This window comes from Faecalicatena contorta (assembly GCF_021531995.1).
Classification (GTDB): domain Bacteria; phylum Bacillota; class Clostridia; order Lachnospirales; family Lachnospiraceae; genus Dorea_A; species Dorea_A contorta_A.
The window spans coordinates 1-20,545 of the sequence record NZ_JAFBIZ010000049.1 but is presented as its reverse complement, the minus strand read 5'-3'; the positions used below and the strand labels follow the sequence as shown (position 1 = coordinate 20,545).

At 44.0% G+C, this 20,545-nt stretch carries 20 protein-coding genes; 15 read left to right on the top strand and 5 right to left on the bottom strand.

Features of this window, described 5'->3' with window-relative positions:
- Positions 1–171: 171 nt before the first annotated feature.
- From argC to hemW, 15 genes are all read left to right on the top strand, one after another.
- Positions 172–1,212 (top strand): N-acetyl-gamma-glutamyl-phosphate reductase, encoded by a 1,041-nt coding sequence (argC, locus tag JQM82_RS08230; protein WP_235249643.1) that lies wholly within the window; start codon positions 172–174, stop codon positions 1,210–1,212.
- A gap of 25 nt (positions 1,213–1,237) precedes the next feature.
- Positions 1,238–1,681: a GNAT family N-acetyltransferase gene (locus JQM82_RS08225; protein WP_235249644.1), complete on the top strand. Its 444-nt coding sequence runs from the start codon at positions 1,238–1,240 to the stop codon at positions 1,679–1,681.
- 33 nt (positions 1,682–1,714) lie between these two features.
- On the top strand, positions 1,715–2,938 hold the full coding sequence (gene argJ, locus JQM82_RS08220) for a bifunctional glutamate N-acetyltransferase/amino-acid acetyltransferase ArgJ (protein WP_235249642.1): 1,224 nt from the start codon (positions 1,715–1,717) through the stop codon (positions 2,936–2,938).
- A gap of 82 nt (positions 2,939–3,020) precedes the next feature.
- Positions 3,021–3,920: an acetylglutamate kinase gene (gene argB, locus JQM82_RS08215; protein WP_235249641.1), complete on the top strand. Its 900-nt coding sequence runs from the start codon at positions 3,021–3,023 to the stop codon at positions 3,918–3,920.
- 4 nt (positions 3,921–3,924) lie between these two features.
- Positions 3,925–5,100, top strand: a complete 1,176-nt coding sequence (locus tag JQM82_RS08210; protein ID WP_235249640.1) for an aspartate aminotransferase family protein — start codon at positions 3,925–3,927, stop codon at positions 5,098–5,100.
- Positions 5,101–5,169: 69 nt separating this feature from the next.
- The gene (locus JQM82_RS08205; RefSeq protein ID WP_235249639.1) at positions 5,170–5,601 is read left to right on the top strand and encodes a DMT family transporter; all 432 of its coding nucleotides are present in this window, start codon (positions 5,170–5,172) and stop codon (positions 5,599–5,601) included.
- 68 nt (positions 5,602–5,669) lie between these two features.
- Positions 5,670–6,263, top strand: a complete 594-nt coding sequence (locus tag JQM82_RS08200) for a helix-hairpin-helix domain-containing protein (RefSeq protein WP_235249638.1) — start codon at positions 5,670–5,672, stop codon at positions 6,261–6,263.
- Between the two features lie 18 nt (positions 6,264–6,281).
- Positions 6,282–6,971: a response regulator transcription factor gene (locus JQM82_RS08195; RefSeq protein WP_235249636.1), complete on the top strand. Its 690-nt coding sequence runs from the start codon at positions 6,282–6,284 to the stop codon at positions 6,969–6,971.
- A complete protein-coding gene (locus tag JQM82_RS08190) occupies positions 6,928–8,403 on the top strand; it encodes a sensor histidine kinase (protein ID WP_235249635.1) in 1,476 nt (491 codons plus the stop codon). The genes JQM82_RS08195 and JQM82_RS08190 overlap by 44 nt, the downstream gene beginning before the upstream one ends.
- A gap of 17 nt (positions 8,404–8,420) precedes the next feature.
- Positions 8,421–9,341, top strand: a complete 921-nt coding sequence (locus JQM82_RS08185; protein ID WP_235249634.1) for a GerMN domain-containing protein — start codon at positions 8,421–8,423, stop codon at positions 9,339–9,341.
- 34 nt (positions 9,342–9,375) lie between these two features.
- Positions 9,376–11,562: a DNA internalization-related competence protein ComEC/Rec2 gene (locus JQM82_RS08180; protein ID WP_235249633.1), complete on the top strand. Its 2,187-nt coding sequence runs from the start codon at positions 9,376–9,378 to the stop codon at positions 11,560–11,562.
- A 57-nt stretch (positions 11,563–11,619) separates the two neighbouring features.
- On the top strand, positions 11,620–12,633 hold the full coding sequence (locus JQM82_RS08175; protein WP_235249632.1) for an alpha-hydroxy-acid oxidizing protein: 1,014 nt from the start codon (positions 11,620–11,622) through the stop codon (positions 12,631–12,633).
- 3 nt (positions 12,634–12,636) lie between these two features.
- The gene (gene holA, locus JQM82_RS08170) at positions 12,637–13,614 is read left to right on the top strand and encodes a DNA polymerase III subunit delta (RefSeq protein WP_235249631.1); all 978 of its coding nucleotides are present in this window, start codon (positions 12,637–12,639) and stop codon (positions 13,612–13,614) included.
- An 84-nt stretch (positions 13,615–13,698) separates the two neighbouring features.
- Positions 13,699–15,513: a translation elongation factor 4 gene (gene lepA, locus JQM82_RS08165; RefSeq protein WP_235249630.1), complete on the top strand. Its 1,815-nt coding sequence runs from the start codon at positions 13,699–13,701 to the stop codon at positions 15,511–15,513.
- The gene (hemW, locus tag JQM82_RS08160; RefSeq protein ID WP_235249629.1) at positions 15,513–16,619 is read left to right on the top strand and encodes a radical SAM family heme chaperone HemW; all 1,107 of its coding nucleotides are present in this window, start codon (positions 15,513–15,515) and stop codon (positions 16,617–16,619) included. The genes lepA and hemW overlap by 1 nt, the downstream gene beginning before the upstream one ends.
- A 7-nt stretch (positions 16,620–16,626) precedes the next feature.
- Here hemW and JQM82_RS08155 read toward each other — a convergent pair whose 3' ends face one another.
- From JQM82_RS08155 to JQM82_RS08135, 5 genes are read right to left on the bottom strand one after another with little or no spacing between them, the layout of a single operon-like run.
- Positions 16,627–17,181 (bottom strand): chromate transporter, encoded by a 555-nt coding sequence (locus JQM82_RS08155; protein WP_235249628.1) that lies wholly within the window; start codon positions 17,179–17,181, stop codon positions 16,627–16,629.
- Positions 17,178–17,729: a chromate transporter gene (locus JQM82_RS08150; protein WP_235249627.1), complete on the bottom strand. Its 552-nt coding sequence runs from the start codon at positions 17,727–17,729 to the stop codon at positions 17,178–17,180. Before JQM82_RS08150 ends, JQM82_RS08155 begins: the two co-directional genes overlap by 4 nt.
- 25 nt (positions 17,730–17,754) lie before the next feature.
- Positions 17,755–18,267, bottom strand: coding sequence for a DUF4364 family protein (locus JQM82_RS08145; RefSeq protein ID WP_235249626.1), 513 nt, complete (start codon positions 18,265–18,267; stop codon positions 17,755–17,757).
- Complete coding sequence (locus JQM82_RS08140) at positions 18,264–19,193, bottom strand: TIGR01212 family radical SAM protein (protein WP_235249625.1); 930 nt, start codon at positions 19,191–19,193, stop codon at positions 18,264–18,266. The genes JQM82_RS08145 and JQM82_RS08140 overlap by 4 nt, the downstream gene beginning before the upstream one ends.
- A 1-nt stretch (position 19,194) precedes the next feature.
- Positions 19,195–20,343 (bottom strand): NAD(P)-dependent malic enzyme, encoded by a 1,149-nt coding sequence (locus JQM82_RS08135; RefSeq protein ID WP_235249624.1) that lies wholly within the window; start codon positions 20,341–20,343, stop codon positions 19,195–19,197.
- Positions 20,344–20,545: the final 202 nt, after the last annotated feature.

Below are 20,545 nucleotides of genomic sequence, written 5' to 3'. Positions count from 1 at the left end.
AATATGCAGAAATTCAAAAAAATACTTGAATAATATTCATTGCGGATGTATAATTATGCAAGTTCTTTAATTTGGGACAGGGTATTTTGAAAATAGGGACAAGGGATTTTTAATTTGGGACGGAGGATTTTTAAAAATTCCCCGTCCCCACCCCGGAAAGGATGTTAATATATGATTAAGGCAGGTATTATCGGTGCAACCGGCTATGCCGGCGGTGAACTGGTTAGATTATTGATGGGACATAAGGATGTGGAAATTGTCTGGTATGGATCCAGAAGTTATATAGATAAGAAGTATGCGGATGTATATCAGAATATGTTCCGAATTGTGGATGCGAAATGTATGGATGATAATATGGAAGAGCTTGCAAAGCAGGCGGATGTGATTTTTACGGCGACGCCGCAGGGATTCTGTGCTTCGATGCTTACGGAAGACATTCTGTCAAAGACGAAGATCGTAGACCTGAGTGCAGATTATCGTATTAAAGATGTCGCGACGTATGAGAAATGGTATGGGATTGAACATAAAAGTCCACAGTTTATTGAAGAAGCAGTATATGGATTGTGTGAGATCAATCGTGAAGATGTGAAGAAAGCAAGACTGGTTGCAAACCCGGGATGCTATACAACATGCTCGATTCTGACAGCGTATCCGCTTGCGAAGGAAGGAATCATTGATATGAATACTCTGATCGTGGATGCAAAGTCCGGAACTTCCGGAGCGGGCAGAGGAGCCAAGGTTCAGAATCTGTTCTGTGAGGTCAATGAAAATATGAAGGCTTATGGTGTTGCAACACACAGACATACGCCGGAGATTGAAGAACAGCTTGGCTATGCGTCAGGAGAATCGGTTGTCATCAACTTTACTCCACATCTGGTACCGATGAATCGGGGGATTCTCGTAACAGAATATGCGTCACTGAAAAAGAATGTTACATATGAGGAAATAAAAGCAATATATGATAAGTATTATAAGGATGAGAGATTTATCCGTGTGTTGGAAAAGGATGTCTGCCCGGAGACAAAATGGGTAGAAGGCAGCAACTATGTAGATATTAATTTTAAGATTGATCCCAGAACAAAACGTGTTATTATGATGGGGGCAATTGATAATCTTGTGAAAGGTGCCGCAGGACAGGCAGTTCAGAATATGAATCTGATGTTTGGCCTTCCGGAGAGAGAGGGACTGGAACTGGTTCCAATGTTCCCGTAATAATATGATGAAGGAGAAAACGATGTTGATTAGAGTAATGACGATCGAAGATTATGATCAGGTCCGTGCTCTTTGGATGAAAATCAAAGGATTTGGAATCCGCAGTGTAGATGATTCCAGAGAGGGTGTGGAGCGATTCCTGAAACGAAATCCTGCAACCAGTGTGGTGGCAGAAGAGGATGGAAAAATCGTAGGTGCGATTCTCTGTGGACATGATGGAAGGCGGGGATGCCTGTACCATGTATGTGTGGATGAGAAGTACCGGATGCATGGAATCGGGAAAGCAATGGTAGTATTTGCCATGGAGGCACTGAAAAAAGAACAGATCAATAAGGTATCGCTCATTGCATTTACAAAGAACGATGTCGGAAATGCATTCTGGAATGAGATAGGATGGACAAAACGAAAAGATCTTAATTATTATGATTTTACATTAAATGAAGAAAATATTACCGCATTTATTCAGTAAGAAAAGAGATACAAGGGAAAGGAAGAGAAGAATATGAAACAGATCAAAGGCGGAGTAACCGCAGCAAAAGGATATGAAGCAGCATCAACAGCGGCAGGGATCAAGTATACAGACAGAACAGATATGGCAATGATATACAGTCAGGTTCCATGTGTGGCAGCAGGAACATTTACAACGAATGTGGTAAAAGCTGCACCGGTAAAATGGGATCAGCAGGTGGTAAAAAGCGGTGCAAAAGCTCAGGCAGTCATCGTTAATTCCGGAATTGCCAATGCATGTACAGGTGCCGAAGGCTTCGGATACTGCAAAGATACTGCAGAAGCAGCAGCAAAAGCACTGAATATTTCTGCAGATGGTGTGCTTATCGGTTCAACAGGTGTCATTGGAAAACAGATTCCGATTGCAAAACTGACAGCCGGAGTAGAAGTGTTGGCCGGTAAGAAAAATGATTCTCTGGAAAATGGTACAGAGGCGGCAAAAGCAATCATGACGACAGATACCTGCGAGAAAGAGCTGGCTGTTGAGATTGAAGTGGGTGGAAAAACGGTTACCATCGGCGGCATGGCCAAAGGATCCGGTATGATTCATCCTAATATGTGTACCATGCTTGCATTTATCACAACGGATGCGGTGATTACAAAAGATGCACTTCAGAAAGCTCTGAGCGAGGATGTTGGAGATACGTACAATATGATCTCCGTTGATGGAGATACTTCTACAAATGATACGGTGATCCTTCTGGCAAATGGTCTGGCAGAGAATCCGGAGATCGTATACGGAAGTAAAGATTATCAGACATTTGCAGATGCACTCCATGTAATCAATGAGTATCTTGCAAAGAAAATAGCAGGAGACGGAGAAGGAGCAACAGCATTGTTTGAAGTAAAGGCTGTTGGATGTGAAAGTACAGAACAGGCAAAGACGCTTGCAAAAGCTATTGTATGTTCTAATCTTACCAAGACGGCAATTGCGGGACATGATGCAAACTGGGGAAGAATCTTATGCGCCATGGGATATTCCGGAGCGCAGTTTGATCCGGAAAAAGTAGATCTGTTCTTCGAGAGCAAGGCCGGAAAGATTCAGATCATTGAAGATGGAACGGCAGTTGATTACAGTGAGGAAGAGGCGACCAGGATCTTGTCTGAATCAGAAGTTACCGCAATTGCTGATGTAAAGATGGGAGATAAGAGCGCAACGGCATGGGGATGTGATCTGACCCATGGCTATATTGAGATCAATGCGGATTACAGAAGTTAATTACTGATTACAGGAATGAAATAACGATAGCATTGTTATCAGGAAACAGGCCTGCAGAAAGAAACGGAAGGAATGTGATAATATGGAAAAATCAATGCAGAAGTATCTGGACAAAGCAGAAGTGCTGATTGAAGCACTGCCATATATTCAGCGGTTTAACCGGAAGATTATTGTAGTAAAATATGGCGGCAGTGCTATGATAGACGAACAGCTTAAAGCACAGGTCATTCAGGACGTTACTCTTCTTAAACTGGTTGGATTTAAGCCGATCATTGTGCATGGCGGAGGAAAAGAGATCAGCCGATGGGTTGGAAAAGTAGGAATGAAACCACAGTTCATTAACGGACTTCGTGTAACAGATGATGCCACAATGGAGCTGGTAGAGATGGTTCTTGGAAAAGTAAACAAGAGTCTGGTACAGCTGGTAGAGGAGCTGGGAGTTCGTGCCATCGGTATCAGTGGTAAGGATGGAGCACTTCTGAAAGTAGACAAAAAATATGCGGATGGAGAAGACATTGGCTTTGTTGGCGATGTCAAAGAAGTGAATGCAGATATTCTTTTTGATCTTCTGGAAAAGGATTTCCTGCCGATTATCTGTCCGATAGGCCTGGATGATGAGTATAATACATATAATATCAATGCAGATGATGCCGCCTGTGCGATTGCAAAAGCGGTGAAAGCTGAAAAACTGGCATTTCTTACGGATATCGAGGGGGTATATAAGGATCCGGAGGATCCGGACACACTGATCTCCGAGTTGAAAATATCCGAAGGCAGGAAATTAATGGAAGAAGGATATATTGGCGGAGGGATGCTTCCAAAAATTCAGAATTGTATAGATGCGATCGAGGCTGGCGTATCAAGAGTTCATATACTGGATGGACGGATTCCGCACTGTCTGCTTCTGGAAATCTTTACAAATAAAGGAATCGGAACGGCAATTCTGAACGATATGGATGAGAAATATTATCAGGGAGAATAGGATTATGAATCGATATATGGAAGAGACTAATCAGGCGTTGTTACACACCTATAACCAGTTTCCTGTTGTATTGGAACGGGGAGAGGGGGTATATCTGTATGATACAGAAGGAAAGAAATATCTGGATTTTGCAGCAGGATATGCGGTGTCTTCGCTCGGGTATGGAAACCAGGAACTGAACCGCACATTAAAGGCACAGATCGACAGATTGTTTCATACATCGAACCTTTATTACAATACAGTGTGCGGTGAGGCGGCAGAGGCATTGAAACGGGTCAGTGGAATGGACCGTATCTTCTTCACAAACAGTGGAGGAGAAGCTGTGGAAGGTGCGCTTAAGGCTGCCAGGAAATATGCGTATAAAAAAGGTACCGGACGATATGAGTTTATTGCCATGGAAGAGTCTTTTCACGGAAGAGGTTTTGGGGCGGTATCAGTGACCGGACATACGTCTTACCGCGAACCGTTTGAGCCGCTGGTTCCGGGTGTTTCATTTGCAAAGTATAACGATCTGGACAGTGTCAGGGCACTGGTTACGGATAAAACCTGTGCTGTAATCCTGGAGCCTTTACAGGGAGAAGGCGGAATAAACCTTGCAACGGAGAAATTCATGAAAGGAATCAGGAAACTCTGTGATGAAGAGGGAATTCTGATGATCTGTGATGAGGTACAATGTGGAATGGGACGTACCGGATCCATGTTCGCATGGCAGTCCTATGGTACCAGACCGGATATTATGACGATGGCAAAAGCAATCGGAAGCGGAATCCCGGTAGGAGCATTTGCTCTGACAGAAGAGGTTGCCGCATATTCTCTGGAACCGGGAGATCATGGAACAACATACGGAGGCAATCCGCTGGCATGTGCTGCCGTAAGTAAAACAGCAGAGATATTTGAAAAAGAAGAAATAGCAGCACATGCAAAAGCAATGGGACAATATCTGAAGGAAAAGCTTCAGATGCTGGCACAGGAATATGACTGTGTAACAGAAGTAAAAGGAATCGGCCTGATGCAGGGAATCCGGGTTACAAAACCAGTATCCGGGATTACCAATGCCGCACTGAAAGAGGGCCTTCTGATCATCGGTGCCGGAACAGATGTCATTCGTTTTGTACCGCCACTCATAATTGAGAAGGATCACATTGATGAAATGATCGAAAAACTGAAGAAGGTATTATAGTTCTAAAGCAGGGACATAAAAAACCAATCATGGGATATACTAATTACAAAAATGTAGGAGGTGGATGTCATGGTTGGTTTTTTAATTGCATTGTTGTCCGGTGCATTGATGAGTATTCAGGGGGTGTTTAATACACAGGTTACGAAAGTAACAGGCATGTGGGTCAGTAATGCATGGGTACAGTTCAGTGCTTTTTTGTTGTGCCTGCTCATCTGGATGCTGACAGGAAGAGACAGTGTGTCAGCACTTTGGAAGGTGGAACCACGCTATATGCTGCTGGGAGGAGTGATAGGAGCAGGGATCACGTGGACGGTTATAAAAAGCATGGAGCAGCTTGGACCTGCGAAGTCAGTACTTCTGATCGTGATCTCACAGTTGATCGTAGCATATCTGATAGAACTTCTTGGACTGTTTGGTGTGGAGAAGGAACCGCTGGAATGGAGAAAGGTGATCGGAATGGGGATTGCCCTGATTGGTGTTGCAATTTTTCAATGGAAATAGTACAATAAATTTAACTAGGCATAAGCGGGATATTTGCAGTTACGACAGACTGCGAAGGAGATTTATGCATGAGTATGATCAAGCGATTGATACAGTATCTATTGTTTTTGGCAATTTTGGTCTGGGTATCAGGATGTTCAGCAGATATCCCGGATCAGAAGGAAGAACTGACAGTAATTGAGGAAGAAGTACAGCAGGAAGAAAGGCCGGAAGGGGAACCAGAGAACCAGCAGGAGACTATATGCGTTCATGTGTGCGGAGAGGTATGTAATCCGGGGGTTTATGAGCTGGAAGCCGGCAGCCGGTTGTATGAGGCGATTGAAGCTGCCGGAGGAATGACAGAAAAGGCGGCGAAAGATTATCTGAATCAGGCAGAAAAGGCGGAAGACGGACAGCAGATCTACGTACCTTCTGGCGAGGAAGTGTCATGTTCGGATGAGCAGAGTGTTTCCGGGAATGACCGGGAGGATGGAAAAGTTAATCTGAATACTGCCTCGAAGGAGCAGTTAATGACATTGAGCGGTATCGGGGAGGCGAAAGCATCTGCTATCATCAGTTACCGCGAGGCACATGGAGGTTTTCAGAATATCGAAGAACTGATGCAGGTAGAAGGTATCAAGGAGGGTGTGTTTCAAAAAGTAAAAGATCAGATCAAAGTATAATAATAAGGGAGTAATAGAATGGGTAGACGAATACTGGTTGTAGATGATGAAAAACTGATTGTGAAAGGAATAAGGTTCAGTCTTGAGCAGGATGGAATGGAAGTGGATTGTGCTTATGACGGTGAAGAGGCACTGAAGCTTGCGAAAGAGAATGCATATGACATTATTCTTCTTGACATCATGCTTCCGAAGTATGATGGATTTGAGGTGTGTCAGCAGATTCGGGAATATTCGGATGTTCCGATCGTGATGCTTACTGCCAAGGGGGATGATATGGATAAGATACTGGGACTGGAATATGGTGCGGATGATTACATTACGAAACCATTTAATATTCTGGAAGTAAAAGCAAGGATCAAAGCGATCATCCGAAGAACCAGTAAGCGTGATAAGGATCAGAACAGTGATAAAATCATCAGAAAAGGCGATATGCAGATTGACTGTGAGAGTCGTCGTGTTGTGATCGGAGACAAAGAGATTAATCTGACGGCAAAGGAATTTGATCTTCTGGAGCTCCTTGCCATGAATCCGAATAAAGTATACAGTCGGGAAAACCTTCTGAATATTGTATGGGGATATGAATATCCGGGTGATGCAAGAACGGTGGATGTACATATCAGAAGATTAAGAGAAAAGATCGAAGTGAATCCAAGCGATCCGAAATATGTATATACGAAATGGGGCGTTGGTTATTATTTTAGGGGTTAAGACATATTTTAGAAGAAATATATTCAAGAGCCTGCGTTTTCGGATAATCCTGCTGGTGATACTGGCAGGGATTATCCCGATGCTGGTTATGAAAATGCTGCTTCTTGGAAGTTATGGAAAACGTGCAGTAGAGGTACGAACTGCAGATATTCAGAATCAATGTACCATTCTATGTAATCAGCTGAGTAATTCCGGTTATTCTACTGGGAGTACGACGGAAGTGATCCGTACGGAGCTTATTCAGCTGTCCAATATCTACAATGGCCGTGTGCTGGTCATAGACAAAGATTTCCGTATTGAAGAAGATACATATGACATGGATGTGGGAAAGACGATTGTATCGGAGAATGTTATTCGATGCTTTCAGGGAGAAGGAACCACGGATTATGATAAGAAGAATCATTATATTGAAGTGACGTCTCCGATTCCGGGCACCGAAAGAAATCAGGTGGCAGGTGTTATGCTTGTAAGCGTGTCTACGGATTATATTGAGGGAAATCTGGCAGTTCTGAATAATAAGGGAAATGTGATATTCCTGATTGCTTCTTTGGGTATCTTGCTTGTGGCTTTTGTGTCAGGCCTCAGGATGACAAAGCCGTTTATACGAATTACAAGGTCGATCTCGGCGGTTACAGAAGGGTATAATGAAGATTATCTTCATGAAAATACCTATACAGAGACGATGGATATCTCGGATGCATTGAATAAGATGTCAGGAAGAATGAAAGCACTGGATGATTCAAGAAATGAATTTGTATCAAATGTCTCGCATGAATTAAAGACGCCGATCACCTCCATGAAAGTTCTGGCAGACTCCCTTTTGTCTCAGGAAAATGTTCCGGTTGAGCTTTATCAGGAGTTTATGGGGGATATGTCGGAGGAGATTGAAAGAGAAAATAAAATTATTAATGACCTTTTGTCTCTGGTCAAGATGGATAAAACAGCGAATTCTGCCAATACGATGAATATCAAAACGGAAAATATGAATGAACTGGTGGAACGTATATTAAAGAGGCTGAGACCCATCGCGGCAACCCGGAATATTGAAGTAGTGTATGAGAGTTTTCGGCCGGTGACAGCAGAGGTTGATGAGACTAAGCTCTCTCTTGCAATCTCTAATCTGGTGGAAAATGCGATCAAATATAACAAGGATAATGGATGGGTGCATGTTTCTCTGAATGCAGATCATAAGAATTGTTATATTGAAGTGGCAGATTCGGGGATTGGAATTCCGGATGAGGCGAAAGAGCATATCTTTGAGAGATTTTACAGAGTGGACAAGTCTCATTCGAGGGAAATCGGCGGAACGGGTCTTGGACTGGCTATTGCAAGGAGTGCAGTGGTCATGCACAGAGGAGCGATTAAAGTCTTCAGTCAGCTGGGAGAGGGCACTACATTTACCATACGGATTCCGCTTACGTATGTCAGATAACCTGGGAGGAGTGCAGAATGAGCAAAAAAAGAAGATATCAGATCGTGCTGAGTGCTGTTCTATGTATGATTATGGTGACTGGATGCGGAAGAGGAAAGCAGCTGAGTGATTCGGATCAGGGATTATATTATGCGAATCAGGAGGGAACGGCGCTGGTCAAAGAAGAATATAAGGCAGCAGGCAGTACAACGGAAGAGAAGATTGAAGATGTTCTGAAGGAGATGCCAAAGAAAACAGATGACGAAGACTACAGAAGTGTGTTCCCGGAAGGTGTAAAAGTGACCGGATGGGAATATGCAGACGGAAAACTGGAGATATGTTTCAACGGTCAGTATCAGGAGATGACACCTTCACAGGAAGTTTTGCTTCGGGCGGCAGTGGTGCAGAATCTGGGGCAGATACAGGGCGTGAATTATGTATACTTTCTGATAGAAGGCGAACCGCTGAAAGACAGTCAGGGAAGTGATGTCGGGTATATGAGGGCAGAAGATTTTATTCAGAATACGGGCTCTACACTTCATTCTTACCAGAGTGCGGAACTGGATCTGTATTTCCCGAACAGTCAGGGGGACAAGCTCGTAAAAGAGTCTGTCAGCATCCGCTATAATAGTAATATGTCGAAGGAGAAACTGATTGTTGAGCAGTTGATTAAGGGACCTTTGGAGGAAGGAGCACAGCTCGCTATTCCGCCGGAAACAAAAGTTATGAGTGTTTCTGTGAAGGATCATATCTGTTATGTCAATCTGGATGAGGGATTCTTGAATAATTCGTATCTGATCAATCCGGAGCTTACGGTGTATTCTATTGTAAATTCTATCGTGGACGGAGGCAGTTCCAGTAAGGTTCAAATCTCTGTGAATGGAAAGTCTGACATTAATTATATGGGACGGGTGGATCTGAGTAAACCATTGTCCCGGAATCCGGAACTCGTGGAATAATGGTAAAGTGATATATTGGCAGGGAGAGAGAAGTTTGAAAAACAGACCGCTATTTATGGTATGTCTTATCATCCTGTCTGTGATCGTGCCTTCGGTTGGCTGGGGAGGACATATGTTTCTTAAGGAACTTAAGCCTTCCCCGCTTGAAACTTATGTGCAGGAGCGGGATGTGCTGACTGTCAGTGGAACCGTCGGTTACATAGAACAGAAGGATACATATCGTGCAATTTATCTGAAGAACAATTCTGTTGATTCTAAAGACCGATCATTTCGGGAATCAAATATTCTTATTTATACAGACTCCGATATAAAACTGCATATTGGCAATCAGGTTACGGTGCTGGGAGAAGCAGCGTTTTTTGAACATGCAAGAAATCCGGGAAATTTTGATCAAAAACTTTTTTATCAAAGACAGGATATTCATGGAATGGTATGGGCATCACAGATAAAACTGACGGATTCTGATGTCTGGAAGTGCCGGGATATGCTGTATCGGTTCCGGACCGCATGGAAGGAAAAACTTCAGAAGACCATGGGAGAAAAGGAAGGAGGAATCTTAAGTGCCATGCTGCTGGGAGACAGAACCGGTATGGATCAGGATGTGAAAGACCTGTATCAGGCCAACGGAATTGCTCATGTTCTGGCGGTTTCGGGACTTCATTTGTCATTTGTGGGACTTGGGATCTATCGATTGCTTCGCAGGATGACCGGATCTTATCTGGCTGGAGGTGCTGGAGGAATTCTGATCCTGAGTCTGTATATTCTTATGATTGGATGTACCGTTTCTGTGATGCGTGCACTGGTTATGTTTTTGCTTCGTGTGGGAGCCGATATGGCGGGAACACACTATGACAGCCCGACCGCACTTTCTCTTGCAGCTGTTATTGTGTTGTGCTGGAGACCGCTCAGTCTGACAGACGGAGGATTCTGGATGTCGTTTGGTGCGGTTCTTTCCATCATGCTTGCGTCATCTCTGTCCGGGAATATTCCGGCAGGAGGAATATGGGGAAGTATCAGTATACAGATTGTATTACTTCCGGTTCTTCTGTATTATTTCTATGAGATACCGCTGTATTCTGTTCTTCTGAATCTGTATGTGATACCGTTGATGTCTTTGATTTTGCTCTGTGGAATGCTTGGAAGTATGGTGAGTTTTTTCTGTACTCCGGCATCGGAAGTGATTCTTGGATTCTGTGGGTGGATCCTGAAAATATATGAAAAAAGCTGTATATATGTGTTAAATATTCCAGGTGCAAGGCTTATGCCGGGAAGGCCGGAAATCTGGAAGATCGCAGTGTATTATAGTGTACTTGCAATCGTTATATTGATGTTGCGGGGGAAAGCAAAGGGATGGAAAAAATATGTGTATGCATGTGTGCTGTGGGGAGCAGCAGTATGTATCCTGATCTGCAGACCGGAAGAGAAGGGAATGCTACGGGTGACGATGCTGGATGTGGGACAGGGAGACTGCATTGTGATGCAAGGTCCGTCCGGAGGTACGTATATGATGGACGGAGGCAGCAGTGATGTGAAACATGTGGGACGTTACCGGATGGAATCCTTTTTAAAATTCAGAGGAATCCATCAGCTGGATTATGTATTTGTGTCACATGGAGACAGTGATCACATCAATGGAATCGAGGAACTGATTGAACGACAGAGTCTGGGAATTAAGATTCGTACACTGGTACTTCCGAACCGGAAAACATGGGATGACAGTCTGGATGCGTTATACAAGCTTGCAAAAAGTGCTCAGATCCGGGTGGCAGTTATGGAACCGGGTGAGATAATCCGTGAAGGAGATATGAAGCTGACCTGTCTGTTCCCAAACGCGGAAGAACAGCAGGAGAAGGGAAATGCGTCATCTCTGGTGCTGAGTCTGCAGTATGGCATGTTCGATATGCTACTTACTGGAGATCTGGAAGGGGAAGGAGAGGCATGTCTGACGCAGATTCTGAAAGAACAATACAAAGATACTCAGTGGGATGTCCTGAAGGTGGCGCATCACGGTTCCAGTAATTCTTCGGGAGAGGAATTTCTGGAACAGGTACAGCCTGTGTATGCGCTGATATCGGCCGGAAGAAATAATCGTTATGGACACCCGCATCAGGAGACACTGGAACGCCTGAGAAGATCCGGATGCCGGATACGCTCTACACAGGATTCTGCGGCACTGGGTATCCGTGTAAAGAAAAATATCATGATGGTTGAATTCAGATGAAAAATTCAGTATACTTTTAGGAAGAGGCATTTTTGAAAGAAGAGAGGAAAATGGATTATGACATACGAAGAAGTGTTACAGAATGCAAAAACATGTATGGGCCCACATTGTAAGGCATGTCCTGTCTGCAACGGAAAAGCCTGTGGCAGTAAGATGCCGGGACCTGGTGCGAAGGGAAGTGGAACTGTAGCAATCCGCAATTATGATAAATGGCAGGAATTGTGTGTGAATATGGATACAATCTGTGAGAACAAGACAGTAGATACTTCACTGGAACTGTTCGGGGAGACGTTTCGCTATCCGATCTTTGCAGCTCCGATCGGGGCAATGAAGCTTCATTACGGAGATAAGTATGATGATCTGGAATATAATGATATTCTGGTATCTGCCTGTGCAGATGCAGGAATTGCAGCATTTACCGGTGATGGAACCAATCCGGCGGTAATGGTTGCCGCAACAAAGGCAATCCGGCAGAAAAACGGGAAAGGAATTCCGACGGTAAAGCCCTGGGATATCGATACATTAAAAGAAAAGCTTGCAATGATCAAGGAATGCGGATCATTTGCTGTTGCAATGGATATTGATGCTGCGGGACTTCCGTTCCTTCAGAATCTGACCCCGCCGGCGGGAAGCAAGACGGTAGAAGAACTGCGTGAGATCATAGAAGAAGCAGGTGTTCCGTTTATTATCAAGGGTGTAATGACGGTAAAAGGCGCATTAAAGGCAAAAGAAGCAGGCGCATCTGCCATTGTGGTATCGAACCACGGAGGAAGAGTTCTGGATCAGTGCCCGGCAACGGCAGAAGTGCTGGGAGAGATCGTGGATGCTGTCGGGGAAGATATGAAGATTCTGGTTGACGGCGGGATTCGTTCTGGTGTAGATATCTTTAAGGCACTTGCTCTTGGTGCAGATGCGGTATTGATCGGACGTCCATATGTAACTGCAGTATATGGAGGGGCAGCTGAGGGTGTGGAATCCTATACTTCAAAACTTGCGGCAGAGTTAAAAGATACGATGGCAATGTGTGGTGCTCATTCCCTGGACGAAATTTCAAGAGATATGGTTAGATAGTGAATGAAAAGCTTAAATGAGGATATAAAGTCAGGAGTATTCAGACAGGCTTATCTTTTATATGGAGAAGAGGCCTATCTGAAAAAACAGTATAAGGACAAGCTGACGAAGGCAATCCTTCCGGAGGGAGATACCGTTAATTATGCTTATTATGAGGGCAAAGGGATCCTGCCCGGGGAATTGATCGATCTGGCAGAGACTATGCCGTTTTTTGCAGAGCGTCGTCTGATTGTTGTAGAGAATTCCGGTTTTTTCAAAAATGCATCGCCGGAACTGGCAGACTATATCAGGACGATGCCGGAAACAGCCTGTTTTCTCTTCATTGAAAATGAAGTAGACAAGCGTGGCAAACTCTATAAGACAGTAAAGGAAAAGGGCCGGATCGCAGAGATGGGCCGTCAGGATGAAAAAACGCTTCTGTACTGGATTGCCAGTAATGTAAAAAAAGAAGAACGTCAGATTAAGGAATCTACCGCAAGATATTTGATCTCCATGGTTGGAACGGATATGGAAAATCTGGAAAAAGAGATGGAAAAGCTTTTTTCTTATACGCTGGGAAAAAGTGAGATTGCGATTCAGGATATTGATGATATCTGCACAAGCCAGGTTACGAATCAGATCTTTGCCATGGTGGAGGCGGTAGCGGCGAAGCAGCAGAAGAAAGCTCTGGATTATTATTATGATCTGCTGGCGCTGAAGGAACCACCTATGCGGATATTGTATCTGCTTTCACGTCAGTTTAAATTATTGATGGAAGTTCGGGATCTGGTCAGTAAAGGTTTTGACAAATCTCAGATCGCGAAGACGGTGGGGCTTCATCCCTTTGTGGCAGGCAAGTATATGCAGCAATGTCGTGATTTTTCAGAGACAGAGTTAAGGTCCATCCTGGAAGATGCAGCAGAGACGGAAGAGATGGTTAAGACAGGAAGACTAAATGATATGATGAGCGTGGAACTCTTTATTGTAAAATACAGTGTCTGACCGTTGTCAAACAGAATCTGCCGTGATAAGATAAGGATTACTGTAAAAACAAAATGTGAAATAAATGTAAGGAGAACGAGATAAGTGTCAATAATAGATCAGAGTAAAATTCGTAATTTTTGTATTATTGCCCATATTGATCATGGAAAATCCACTCTGGCAGACCGTATCATCGAGATGACAGGTCTTCTTACCAGCCGTGAGATGCAGTCGCAGGTTCTTGATAATATGGATCTTGAGAGAGAACGGGGGATTACGATCAAAGCACAGGCGGTTCGAACTGTCTATAAAGCGAAAAACGGAGAAGAATATATATTTAATCTGATTGATACTCCGGGACATGTGGACTTTAATTATGAAGTGTCAAGAAGCCTTGCGGCCTGTGACGGAGCGATCCTTGTGGTCGATGCTGCACAGGGAGTTGAGGCACAGACACTGGGCAATGTATATCTGGCACTGGATCATGATCTGGATGTCATGCCGGTGATTAACAAGATTGATCTTCCGAGTGCGGAACCGGAACGTGTCATTGAAGAGATTGAAGATGTGATAGGAATCGAAGCAACTGATGCACCACTGATATCTGCAAAAACAGGACTGAACGTGGAAGAGGTGCTGGAACAGATTGTAGAAAAGATTCCGGCACCGCAGGGGGATCCTATGGCTCCTTTACAGGCGCTGATCTTTGATTCCCTGTATGATTCCTATAAAGGAGTCATTGTATTCTGCAGAATTAAGGAAGGAACTGTGCGAAAGGGAACGCCTATTCTCATGATGGCGACCGGAGCAAAAGCTGAAGTGGTAGAAGTTGGCTACTTTGGAGCGGGTCAGTTCATTCCGTGTGAGGAATTAAGCGCCGGAATGGTTGGGTATATTACGGCAAGTCTGAAGAATGTGAAAGACACTCGTGTCGGAGATACGGTTACCAATGCATCTTGTCCATGTGAGAAGCCGCTTCCAGGTTATAAGAAAGTCAATCCAATGGTATATTGTGGAATGTATCCGGCAGACGGAGCCAAATATCCGGATCTTAGGGATGCGCTGGAGAAGCTGCAGTTGAATGATGCCTCTTTGTATTTTGAGCCAGAGACATCAATCGCACTTGGATTTGGCTTCCGCTGTGGATTCCTTGGTCTTTTGCATCTGGAAATCATACAGGAGCGTTTGGAGAGAGAATATAATCTGGATCTGGTAACGACAGCGCCAGGCGTTATCTATAAAGTGCATAAGACGAACGGGGAAGTTATCGATCTGACTAATCCGTCGAACCTTCCGGATCCTTCTGAGATAGAATATATGGAAGAACCGATCGTAAAAGCGGAGATCATGGTTACTTCAGAATACATCGGGGCAATTATGGATCTTTGTCAGGAAAGAAGAGGAATCTATGATGAGATGGAATATATCGAAGAGACCCGTGCGGTGCTCAGATACCATCTGCCATTAAATGAGATTATCTACGATTTCTTTGATGCACTGAAGTCAAGATCCAGAGGTTATGCTTCTTTTGATTATGAACTGGATGGATATACACGTTCAGAGCTGGTAAAACTGGACATTCTTATCAATAAAGAACAGGTGGACGCATTGTCCTTTATTGTCCATGCCGACAATGCGTATGAGCGCGGAAGAAAGATGTGTGAAAAGCTGAAGGAAGAGATTCCGAGACAATTGTTTGAGATTCCGATCCAGGCAGCGATCGGAGGCAAGATCATTGCAAGAGAGACTGTGAAGGCCATGCGAAAAGATGTGTTAGCCAAGTGTTATGGTGGTGATATCAGTCGAAAGAGAAAGCTTCTGGAAAAGCAGAAAGAAGGAAAGAAGCGTATGCGTCAGGTTGGTAATGTAGAGATTCCTCAGAAAGCATTTATGAGTGTATTGAAGCTGGATGATAAGTAATGAAACCGTTAGAGATATATATTCATATTCCTTTTTGTGTGAAAAAATGCAGATATTGTGATTTCCTGTCGGCGCCTGCAGACGCAGAGGAAAGACAAAAATATATAGAACAACTTTGTAGGCAGATACGCTCATATGATAAACTGGCAGAGGATTATCATGTTACCAGTATTTTTCTCGGAGGAGGGACACCTTCCATTCTGGAGGCCGGACAGGTCAGGGATATTATTGATGCGGTCAGAGGTACGTTTCCGGTTGACTCTGATGCAGAGATTACGATTGAGGTCAATCCCGGAACTCTGGACAGAATCAAGCTGATCTCCTACAGACGTGCCGGGATCAACCGCCTGAGCATCGGTCTTCAGTCCGTGCATGATCAGGAACTCAAAATGCTGGGAAGAATCCATACATTCCGGGAGTTTCAGGAGACATTTACGCTCGCAAGAGAAGAAGAGTTTGACAATATCAATGTGGATCTGATGTCCGGAATTCCTTTTCAGACACTGGATGGTTGGGAGAGTACACTGAGAACGGTGGCAGAACTTGGACCGGAGCATATCTCTGCTTATAGTCTGATTATTGAAGAGGGAACTCCTTTCTACGAGAAATACGGAGAGGGAGAGAGAGCAGAAGCCAGGAGAAGAAGAGAACTTCCGGATGAAGATACGGAGCGTATGATGTATCAGTTTACAAAGAATATACTCAGGGAATATGGTTACCACAGATATGAGATTTCAAACTATGCGAAAGACGGATATGAATGTCGGCATAATCTCGGATATTGGAATCGTGACGAGTATCTTGGAATCGGAACCGGCGCAGCATCACTCATGAATAACAGACGCTGGACGCAGGGAGAAGATCCGGAGAGCTTAAGCATTGAAAATCAGATGGAAGAATACATGTTTCTGGGACTTCGAAAGATGAAAGGGATCTCTGTCACCGGATTTTATCAGTCCTTCGGGAAAAGTATACAGGATGTGTATGGAGATGTCCTGCATAAGCTTTTGCAGGAAAAACTGATAGAAAAATCCGGAGACAACATACGCCTGACAGAACGTGGCATTGATATCAGTAATTATGTTATGAGTGAATTCTTATTTTAATTGTTGTCTATAACTGGAACAGGATTCCAATGACTGCACCTGCTGCAATCCATACAAGCGGGTGCAGTTTTTTTAAGTGTTTTATCTGAAGCAGTAAAAATGCTGCCAGACAGATCAGGGTACTCAGAATATCAATCTGAGAAACGCCGTTCCTGGTTACAACGATCGCAATCTGAAGAAGTTCCCATACGGCATATCCGATCAATGCGGCAACGGTTGGGCGGATTCCGTAGAAAACGGCTTTTACCGTCGGATTTTCATTGAAGTTTTCGAGAAAACGGGCAATGATCACGATGATCACCAGTGCAGGTGCTGTTAAGGACAGCGTGGCAACGATTGCACCGGGAATTCCGGCTGCAGAGTATCCGGCATAGGTTGCCATATTGACGCCAACCGGTCCCGGTGTGCTTTCACTGATGGCAATCATGTTGGCAAGCTCGTTAGCGGTAAACCAGTCATATCTGGTCGTAAGGTCCATTAAAAAAGGAACCGTTGCCATACCTCCGCCTATGGAGAATAGACCAATCTTAAAGAATTCAAATGCAAGTGTCAGATAGATCATTTCTTGGTCCTCCCTTCAACAGAGCGTGCGATAACGCCGATGATTCCTGCCAGTACGATAATAAGTGCGGTTGGCACCGGAGTAAAGCAGGCAAGAACGAACGCCGCAACAAAAAGAATTCCTCCAAGAATGTCTATGATTCCTTTGCGTGCCATGGTTACGACTGTGTTCAGCATCAATGCGCATACAATGATACGGATACCGGCAAGTGCATGATCCACTGCAGGCAGATGGATAAAGTTCTGAAGAATGGATGCAACGAGACAGATAATTATGATGGAAGGTGATATGACGCCAAGTGTAGCGGCCGCTCCACCAAAAAAACCGGCCTGTTTGTATCCGACGTAGGTGGCTGTATTGACGGCAATGATGCCGGGGGTACATTGGCCAATTGCGTACATGTCCAGAATCTCTTCTTCTGTACACCAGTGATGAGATTCCACGACTTCGCGCTGAAGCATGGGAAGCATCGCAAGGCCGCCGCCAAAAGTAAGTCCTCCGATTTTGCAAAAGCTGATATAAAGTTGTGCCATTTTTCTTAGTTTCATATTGTTTATTCCTTTTCGTCAAGATTTATAACAAATGTGTCATGATTAATGCGTAGATTTCCTGATTCTTTTTGGCCCAGTTATTGGCAATTGTCTCAGCCTCAGCTTCTGTTGGAGCAGTGAGCGTCAGGTCGATCAGAGGAAATCCGTGTTCGAGTACCTGACATCGTACAGAATATTCCCTGTTTGAATTTTTATAATAATCAGATTTGACTGAAACTTCGTTTTTTAATTCATATTGTTTAGCTTTCAGAAAAGCATTGATATCTTCCTGAATAGCAGGTGAGATATCATTTTTGAAATAATGAATGGTCTCAACGCCCTCTTCTGTAAGATGATAGAAAGTACGGCTGTGAGTGGATTCTTCGCGGATGAAGCCGGAATCGATCAGTTCCGAAATCGCCTGCTGCAGGTTAAAATAAGTGGTATAGCCTTCGTTCAGAATGAATTCAGATATCTGAGAATTTGTCAGAGGGAAGTCCACTTTATTTAACATATATAAAATGATCAGTTTATATAATTTGAATGATTGGGTCATAATGAAAACTCCTTTCCCTGCCAGATGTCGTGTGTTTTAAAATAAACCTGCATGGCATTTAAGACCTGACGTTTATTGGCTGTCCACAGAGGGGCGAGCAAAAGTGATTTTGGTCCGTCACCAGTCAGTCGATGGATGACAATATCCGGGCGAAGCTGTACAAGACATCTGCTGAGCAGTTCAAAATATTCCTCCATCTCAGGAAGTTCAAGCGGATGGGAAAGATAGGCGTCTGCCAGATCCGTTCCCTTTAGTATGTGCAGAAGCTGAAGCTTTACTCCCTGGATATCCTGTGTGTTCAGATAACGCATAGTGTCAAGCATATCATTGGTGCTTTCGCCTGGAAGGCACAGGATGGTATGAACGATTACCTCGATACTGCGGGCACGCAGTTCTTTGACTGCCTGTTCAAAGACCGGAAGATCATATCCTCGTCGGATATAGAGTGCCGTATCGGGATGAATGGTCTGAAGTCCAAGTTCAATCCAGACAGGCTTTATCTGGTTCAATTCACTGAGAAGCTCCAGAATCTCTGATCCCAGACAATCCGGTCTGGTTGCGATTGACAGGATACGGATATCCGGATGATGGATTGCTTCCATAAAGATCTTTCGCAGGTATTCTACCGGTGCATAAGTGTTGGTATAAGCCTGGAAATAAGCGATATAGGAAGTACCCGTCTGCTTCCCTGATACTCTGATTTTGCCGCATTCAATCTGTTCAGTGATGGAAAGAGACGGTGTCTCTGCAAAATCACCAGAACCGCCGGCACTGCAGAATATGCAGCCCCGGCGTCCCAGAGTACCATCTCGATTGGGGCAGGTCATTCCCCCATTCAATGAGATCTTATATATTTTTTCGCCATATGTTTTCTTTAGGTAATAGTCCAGAGAATAATATCTTTTCTCGTTCCAGCGAACGGTCATATCAGATCAGTTCCTTTACTGCACGGCTTACGACATCTGATACACGAGGATCAAATGCTTCCGGCAGAATGTTATTTTCGTTCAATTCATCATCCGGAACCAGTCCGGCGATGGCCTTTGCGGTTGCAAGTTTCATTTCTTCTGTGATAGAAGAAGCACGTCCTTCCAGAGCACCTCTGAAGATACCAGGAAAGGCAACCACGTTATTTACCTGATTTGGAAAATCAGAACGTCCGGTACCGACTACTTTTGCCCCTGCAGCTTTTGCGAGATCCGGCATAATCTCAGGAACCGGATTGGCCATTGCAAAGATGATCGCATCTTTGTTCATGGATGCAATCATTTCCTGAGTCACAATATTGGGAGCAGATACACCGACGAAGATATCAGCACCTTTCAGGGCATCGGCAAGAGTACCTTTCTGATTGTCGAGGTTTGTTACTTCTACCATTTTCTGCTGCATCCAGTTCAGATTCGGAGAATCTTTTCCTATAATTCCGTTGATGTCGCACATGGTGACGTGCCTGAATCCATAGGTAAGGAGAAGCTTTGTGATTGCGACACCGGCAGAACCTGCACCGTTAATGACAACTCGGGAATCTTCCTTGTTCTTTCCGGTTACTTTCATGGCATTGATGATACCGGCAAGAACGACGATTGCCGTACCGTGCTGATCATCATGGAATACAGGGATATCAAGGAGTTCTTTTAATCGTTCTTCAATTTCAAAACATCTTGGAGCACTGATGTCTTCCAGATTGATGCCGCCAAAGGCAGGTGCGATATTTACCACCGTTTTTATGATTTCTTCTGTATCCTGAGTATCCAGACAGATAGGAACAGCATTAACGCCGCCAAATTCTTTAAACAGAACGGCCTTTCCCTCCATCACCGGCATTGCAGCAAGGGCACCGATATTACCAAGTCCCAGCACGGCACTTCCATCCGATACGACAGCGATTGTGTTGGATTTGATCGTATAGGTGTATGCCGCTTCTTTGTCTTCGGCAATCACCTTACATGGTTCTGCAACTCCGGGAGTATAGGCAATTGCCAGATCTTCGCGGGAATTTACGTGAGATTTTGCGGTCGTTTCTATCTTTCCCTGCCATTCTTCGTGCATCTTAAGTGCTTTTTCACTATTTGTCATTGGAATACCACCTTTTCATATGTTCTTTCTTCTTATTATTATAAATTGCATACCGTGTATTAACACCGTTGGTGCCGGTGTTTACAGGATAAAAAGTATTTGTACACCGACGCTATAATAATAGCATTACTGCCAGATCAAGTCAATAAAACATAATGATTCAGAAAACCCTTTAAAAATATGAATTTGTGTTGTATAATAT

Excerpts from the sequence above, each read along its gene's own strand:
- argC (WP_235249643.1), top strand. The coding sequence starts at position 172 with ATGATTAAGGCAGGTATTATCGGTGCAACCGGCTATGCCGGCGGTGAA.
- argJ (WP_235249642.1), top strand. The coding sequence starts at position 1,715 with ATGAAACAGATCAAAGGCGGAGTAACCGCAGCAAAAGGATATGAAGCA.
- argB (WP_235249641.1), top strand. The coding sequence starts at position 3,021 with ATGGAAAAATCAATGCAGAAGTATCTGGACAAAGCAGAAGTGCTGATT.
- JQM82_RS08210 (WP_235249640.1), top strand. The coding sequence starts at position 3,925 with ATGAATCGATATATGGAAGAGACTAATCAGGCGTTGTTACACACCTAT.
- JQM82_RS08205 (WP_235249639.1), top strand. The coding sequence starts at position 5,170 with ATGGTTGGTTTTTTAATTGCATTGTTGTCCGGTGCATTGATGAGTATT.
- JQM82_RS08200 (WP_235249638.1), top strand. The coding sequence starts at position 5,670 with ATGAGTATGATCAAGCGATTGATACAGTATCTATTGTTTTTGGCAATT.
- JQM82_RS08195 (WP_235249636.1), top strand. The coding sequence starts at position 6,282 with ATGGGTAGACGAATACTGGTTGTAGATGATGAAAAACTGATTGTGAAA.
- JQM82_RS08190 (WP_235249635.1), top strand. The coding sequence starts at position 6,928 with ATGTATATACGAAATGGGGCGTTGGTTATTATTTTAGGGGTTAAGACA.
- JQM82_RS08185 (WP_235249634.1), top strand. The coding sequence starts at position 8,421 with ATGAGCAAAAAAAGAAGATATCAGATCGTGCTGAGTGCTGTTCTATGT.
- JQM82_RS08175 (WP_235249632.1), top strand. The coding sequence starts at position 11,620 with ATGACATACGAAGAAGTGTTACAGAATGCAAAAACATGTATGGGCCCA.
- holA (WP_235249631.1), top strand. The coding sequence starts at position 12,637 with ATGAAAAGCTTAAATGAGGATATAAAGTCAGGAGTATTCAGACAGGCT.
- hemW (WP_235249629.1), top strand. The coding sequence starts at position 15,513 with ATGAAACCGTTAGAGATATATATTCATATTCCTTTTTGTGTGAAAAAA.
- JQM82_RS08155 (WP_235249628.1), bottom strand. The coding sequence starts at position 17,181 with ATGATCTATCTGACACTTGCATTTGAATTCTTTAAGATTGGTCTATTC.
- JQM82_RS08150 (WP_235249627.1), bottom strand. The coding sequence starts at position 17,729 with ATGAAACTAAGAAAAATGGCACAACTTTATATCAGCTTTTGCAAAATC.
- JQM82_RS08145 (WP_235249626.1), bottom strand. The coding sequence starts at position 18,267 with ATGACCCAATCATTCAAATTATATAAACTGATCATTTTATATATGTTA.
- JQM82_RS08140 (WP_235249625.1), bottom strand. The coding sequence starts at position 19,193 with ATGACCGTTCGCTGGAACGAGAAAAGATATTATTCTCTGGACTATTAC.
- JQM82_RS08135 (WP_235249624.1), bottom strand. The coding sequence starts at position 20,343 with ATGACAAATAGTGAAAAAGCACTTAAGATGCACGAAGAATGGCAGGGA.